The following is a 5,445-nucleotide window of genomic DNA, read 5'->3' as shown; positions in this document are numbered from 1 at the left end:
GCACCCGATAGGCGCACTGGTCGAGCACGACGCGTGCCGAGACCGTCTCGCCTGGCACCAGCGCTTCCGGGAACTCGTGCGAGTTGCGGTGGGTGAGGTTGAGCACGCCATAGGAGATCAGCTCCGAGGCGCCGTCCGGATGCACGTCGCAGAGACGCACCGCGAGGTTGGCCTGGCGGCGGTCCGAGGCAACCCGTACTTCGACTTCAGGCGCGCCGACGATGTCGATCGCCTCCTCGAGTTCGACCTGGTCGAAGCATACCGAAAGCGCGTCGTCGGAGCGCTGGTCGCCCGGCAGTTCCGGACCGAAGGTGAAGGGAAAATACTCGCCGCCGGCAAGCCCGCAACTTTGCGGCGAGGCGACGATTGCCGGCCCGACGCCCTCGGGAATGAGCCCGGTTGCCTTGATCTTGATGTTGGGCGAGGGCCATTGCTGTTCCGCAATCCAGCGGCCTGGCCGTTCGGGATGCCAGCGGGCCGGACGCACGCTATCCATTACATAGGCGCGGTAGTCCGGGTCGGCCTCGACGCCGGTCGCCGCGCCCTTCAGCCAGCGGTCCCACCAGCGCAGCGCCTCCTGCAGGAAACCGATGGCCGGATTGGGTGCCGCGTAATGCGGATATTTGTGGATCCAGGGGCCGACGATGCCCTTCACCGGCGCCTGGATGTTGGTGACGAGATTGGAGATCGTGTTGCGGTAGCCGTCATGCCAACCGCCGATCGACAGCACTGCCGCCTTAACGGCCGAAAAGTCCTCGCAGATCGAGCCGCGTTTCCAGTAGGCATCGCGATGCTGGTGGCTGAGCCATAGCGGCGCGAGAAAAGGCTGGTTCTCCAGACGGCTCAGCCACAGATCGCGCCAGCGGTTGCCGCCGGCGATTTCCGGATCCGGCGGCCGCGACGAGTAGGAGAGCATCGTCGAGGCCCAGCCGAAATTCTCGAGCAGCAGGCAGCCGCCCTTGTAGTGAATGTCGTCGGCATAGCGGTCGACGGTCGAGCACAGGCTGATCACCGCCTTCAGCGCCGGCGGCTGCTTTGCCGCGACCTGCAGGCAGTTGAAGCCGCCCCAGGATATGCCCATCATGCCGACATTGCCGTTGCACCAGGGCTGCGCGGCCGCCCAGGCGATGACGTCGCAGGCGTCCTGCAATTCCTGCTCGGAATATTCGTCGTCCATCAGCCCTTCGGAATCGCCGTTGCCGCGCATGTCGACGCGGATCGAGGCATAGCCGTGTCCGGCGAAATAAGGATGCGTCAGCTGATCGCGGAAGATGGTGCCGTCGCGCTTGCGGTAGGGCAAATGCTCGAGGACCGCCGGCACCGGGTTGTCGCCGGCATCCTCAGGCATCCATATGCGCGCCGACAGCCGGCAGCCATCCGGCATGTCGATGCCCATATCGGGAAATTCGACGACCTTGCGAGGGAATTCTGTGACGGTTTTCATGCAAGGCACATGATGGAACCGTCGCCGAGGCGTCGTGGGCCAGCCGGCGAAATCGGCTGGTCAATAAGCGTCAATTCAAAGCGTCAGTTCAGCGGAATGTCGTTGTCGGCCTTGCTCGCCTGGTATGTGCCGGACAGCGCGTCATAGCGTGCGGAGATCTTGGCAATGCGCGCCTCCAGCCGCCTGCGTTCCGCCTCGGGCAAAGCGCGCACCAGCCGGCGTATGGAAAAGCTCTTCCAATAGGCGTTCTCGGCGTTGTAGCCGCCGGGATCGAGTGTGAAGACCTCCTTCAGGATCTTCAGGTCATGCGGGATGGCGAAGCTGTCGCGCGAGTCCTCGTGGCTGAAGAGGTAGTAGAAATTGTCGAAGCCGGTCCAGGTGATCGCCGACAGGCACAGCGAGCAGGGCTCGTGCGTGGCCAGGAACAGTGCATCCCTGGTGTCGACGCGCTCGGCTTTTGGCATTTCGTAAAATCGCTTCAGGCAGTGCATTTCGCCATGCCAGAGCGGATTTTCGATCTCGTTGTTGGTTTCGGCGAGCACCAGCGAGCGGTCGTCTTTCCGCAGGATGGCGGCGCCGAAGAGTTTGTTGCCATGGGCAACGCCTTCAGCGGTCTTCGGCACGATATCGTGCTCGATAACGTCGAGCAGGCGGTCGATCAGCGAAATGTCTGTCATCGGGAAAAACTGGCAGCTTTCAGGGAAGATGGATCTCGTAAGGGTGCGAGAAATGGCACTCTTCGAGGTTGGCGCCGTCGCCGCCGCGGTCGACGATGAGGAAGTCCTGTTCCTCGCCGATCGGCGTCAGCACGCCGTGCCAGAGATTGCGCCGGTAGTTGATGCCCTGCCCGGGCGCGGTGATGAAGGCGTGCGGCTCGCCTGGCCCGTCCTGAGTGTCATGGCAGACGACAACCAGGAACGGCCGCGGCGACAACGGAATGAAAGCCTGGCTGCCGAGCGGATGGCGCTCGACCATGGTCAGTTTCAGCGGCATCTCGTAGGGGGTGCCGCGCACCATCGAGATCAGCACCTTGGCATTCGGCCCGGTGGCCTCGGCGGTGGCGAGATCGTGGTAGCGCATCGCCTTGCCGCCATTGATCGGGTAGCGGTTCTCGCCGCCCATATCGATCACATCGCCAAACGGCGCGAAGTTTTCGCGTGTCAGCGGCTGGGCCACGATTTGGGTCACTGCGCGCGAGCCCCAAGGGCGCCGCCAAGCTTGGCGTGCCGGTTGACGTCCTTGTAGAGCAGGTAGCGGAAATTCCCGGGACCGCCGGCGTAGCAGGCCTGCGGGCAAAAGGCGCGCAGCCACATGAAGTCGCCGGCCTCGACCTCGACCCAGTCCTGATTGAGGCGATAGACTGCCTTGCCTTCGAGCACATAGAGCCCATGCTCCATGACATGGGTCTCGGCGAAGGGGATGACCGCGCCGGGTTTGAGCGTGACGATGGTGACATGCATATCGTGGCGCATGTCGGCCGGGTCGACGAAGCGCGTCGTCGCCCAGTGGCCTCCCGTGCCGGGCATCGGGCTCGGCTCGACCTCCTTGTCGCTGCTGAAGAAGGCTTCCGGAACGTCGAGCCCGTCGACCGCCTCATAGGCCTTGCGAACCCAGTGGAAGCGGACCGCACCGCTGCTCTCATTGCGCGCTGTCCAGCCGCTGGCCGGCGGCAGGAAGGCAAAGCCGCCTGGGCGAAGCACATGGTTCTTACCGGCAAGGGAGACCGTAAGCTCGCCCTCGACCACGAACAGCACGCCCTCGGCTTCGGGGTCGAGCTCAGGTCGGTCGCTGCCGCCGCCGGCCAGGACCTCGACGATGTATTGCGAAAAGGTCTCGGCGAAACCCGAAAGCGGTCTTGCGATGATCCAGGCCCTTGTCTTGTCCCAGAACGGCAGCGGGCTGGTGACGATGTCCTGCATCACGCCCTTGGGGATGACCGCATAGGCTTCGGTGAAGACGGCGCGGCCGGTCAACAGCTCGTGCTGACCGGGATGGCCGCCATGCGGCGCGTAATAGGTTCGCTCGGCCATGTTCATCCTGTCCATGTGTTGAAGCCTATTTTGGAAGCATGTCTTTGAGCCGAAGCAGCGCGATGCGCTCGACTTGTTTGCACGCGGTGTCGAATTCATTGCTGCGGCTGTTGCCGATGCGAGCCTCGAACTCCGCCAGGATCTGGTCCTTCGTCTTGCCCTTGACCGCGATGATGAAGGGAAAGCCGAAGGTCGTGACATAGGCGGCGTTGAGCTTCGAAAACAGCTCGCGCTCCTTGTCGGTCAGCGCGTCGAGCCCGGCGGAGGCCTGTTCTTTGGCTGATTCCGGCGTCAGCCGCTTGGCCGCCGCCAGCTTGCCGGCAAGGTCGGGATGGGCGTTGAGCACAGAAAGCCGCTCGGCCTCGGTCGCCGCGCGGAAGACGCGGCAGAGCGCGTTGTGCAGGCCGCCGGCGCTGTCATGGGCCGGGCCGAGCTCCAGTTCGTAGGCCCGCTCGGCGATCCACGGCGAATGCTCGAACACCCCGCCGAAGGCATGCACGAATTCCTCGAATTCCATCCGAGACGGGCGCAGCGCCGGCGCCTGGTAGGGGTGCGTCTCGCGCCAGTGTTTTGCGATATCGATGCGCCGGGTCAGCCACACCCTGTCATGCGACTTCACATAGTCGACGAAGCGCTTCAGCGCCGCCACGCGGCCCGGACGGCCGACCAGCCGGCAATGCAGGCCGATGTTCATCATGCGCGGCCGCCCCGCCTTGCCCTCCGCATAGAGCGTGTCGAAACTGTCCTTCAGATAGGCGAAGAACTGGTCGCCCGAATTGAAGCCCTGCGGCGTGGCAAAGCGCATGTCGTTGGCGTCGAGCGTGTAGGGGATGATGAGCTGCGGCTTCTCCAGACCACCCCGGTCGAACCAGTAGGGCAATTCGTCGTCATATGTGTCGGAGACGTAATCGAAGCCGCCTTCCTCGGCGACGAGTCGCACCGTGTTGACCGAAGTGCGGCCGGTGTACCAGCCGGTCGGCCGCGCGCCGGTCACTTCGTAATGCAGACGGATCGTCTCTTCGAGGTCACGTCGCTCGTCCTCCGCGCTATGGTCGCGGTAGTCGATCCATTTCAGCCCGTGCGAGGCGATCTCCCAGCCGGCCTCCTGCATCGCCGCGACCTGATCGGGGGAGCGTGCCAGCGCCGTGGCGACGCCGTAGCAGGTCACCGGCACCTCAGCTTGCGTGAACAGCCGGTAGAGCCGCCAGAAGCCGGCGCGGGCGCCGTATTCATAGATCGATTCCATGTTCCAGTGGCGCTGGCCGAGCCAGGGGGCGGCGCCGACGATCTCGGACAGGAAGGCTTCGGAAGCCTTGTCGCCGTGCAGCACGCAGTTCTCGCCGCCTTCTTCGTAATTGACGACGAACTGCACCGCGACATAGGCGCCGCCGGGCCATTTCGGGTCTGGCGGATTGGCTCCGTAACCGCGCATGTCCCGTTCGTAACGCATGATCGCTCCTGCCCGACTGTTGAGATGAAGATATCGAAAGGAGTGCTCGTGCATTCCCCCGAAAATTTTTGAAAGTGCTTTTTGCCGCACTCCGCTCGACCGGGGCTTATGCATCGCCTTTAATTGGCGCACAATTGACCTGAAAACGTTCGACTACTTGGGATGGGAGGCGGCCAGTGGCAGAAACGTCGAAAGCCGATGGCGGGCGTCTGACGACCCATGTCCTCGATACCGCGACCGGCAGGCCGGCAAAGGGCCTTTCAATCGGGCTTTTCCGCCTCGAAGGCCAGGCCCGCACGCATTTGAAGACCGTCACCACCAATGATGACGGCCGCTGCGACGCGCCGTTGCTTGCCGGCGCCGACTTCCGCACCGGCGAGTACGAGCTGGTCTTCGCTGCCGGCGATTATCTGCGCGGGCAGGGCGCCAGCCTGCCGGAGCCGGCTTTCCTCGACACCGTGCCGATCCGCTTCGGCATGGCGGAGGAGCGGCATTATCATGTGCCGCTCTTGATCTCGCCC

At 63.9% G+C, this 5,445-nt stretch carries 6 protein-coding genes; 1 reads left to right on the top strand and 5 read right to left on the bottom strand.

Going from position 1 to position 5,445, the window contains the following annotated elements; all coding sequences use genetic code 11:
• From EOA60_RS16795 to puuE, 5 genes are all read right to left on the bottom strand, one after another.
• Window positions 1–1,444, bottom strand: a 1,444-nt coding sequence (locus tag EOA60_RS16795; protein ID WP_128311628.1) for a CocE/NonD family hydrolase, incomplete at its 3' end; no start/stop codon positions are given.
• An 83-nt stretch (window positions 1,445–1,527) separates the two neighbouring features.
• Window positions 1,528–2,121, bottom strand: a complete 594-nt coding sequence (locus EOA60_RS16790; RefSeq protein WP_095824370.1) for a nucleoside deaminase — start codon at window positions 2,119–2,121, stop codon at window positions 1,528–1,530.
• A 19-nt stretch (window positions 2,122–2,140) separates the two neighbouring features.
• On the bottom strand, window positions 2,141–2,632 hold the full coding sequence (locus EOA60_RS16785; RefSeq protein ID WP_067324111.1) for an ureidoglycolate lyase: 492 nt from the start codon (window positions 2,630–2,632) through the stop codon (window positions 2,141–2,143).
• Window positions 2,629–3,489, bottom strand: coding sequence for a bifunctional allantoicase/(S)-ureidoglycine aminohydrolase (locus tag EOA60_RS16780; protein ID WP_095824369.1), 861 nt, complete (start codon window positions 3,487–3,489; stop codon window positions 2,629–2,631). Before EOA60_RS16780 ends, EOA60_RS16785 begins: the two co-directional genes overlap by 4 nt.
• Window positions 3,490–3,499: 10 nt before the next feature.
• Entirely contained in the window at window positions 3,500–4,924 is a 1,425-nt protein-coding gene (puuE, locus tag EOA60_RS16775) for an allantoinase PuuE (protein WP_067324114.1), read from the bottom strand.
• A 176-nt stretch (window positions 4,925–5,100) separates the two neighbouring features.
• On the opposite strand from puuE, the gene uraH reads away from it, so the two are divergent.
• Window positions 5,101–5,445: hydroxyisourate hydrolase (gene uraH, locus EOA60_RS16770; RefSeq protein ID WP_128311626.1), on the top strand; the 345-nt coding region annotated here is incomplete at its 3' end.

The organism is Mesorhizobium sp. M1A.F.Ca.IN.020.06.1.1 (genome assembly GCF_004023265.1).
In the GTDB taxonomy this organism is placed as follows: Bacteria; Pseudomonadota; Alphaproteobacteria; order Rhizobiales; family Rhizobiaceae; genus Mesorhizobium.
Note: the sequence above shows the minus strand (reverse complement) of the source record. Positions and strands in the feature narration are given on the sequence as shown.

Bases quoted from the DNA above. Each gene is read 5' to 3' on its own strand.
- EOA60_RS16780 (WP_095824369.1), bottom strand. From the start codon at position 3,489: ATGGACAGGATGAACATGGCCGAGCGAACCTATTACGCGCCGCATGGC.
- EOA60_RS16790 (WP_095824370.1), bottom strand. From the start codon at position 2,121: ATGACAGACATTTCGCTGATCGACCGCCTGCTCGACGTTATCGAGCAC.
- puuE (WP_067324114.1), bottom strand. From the start codon at position 4,924: ATGCGTTACGAACGGGACATGCGCGGTTACGGAGCCAATCCGCCAGAC.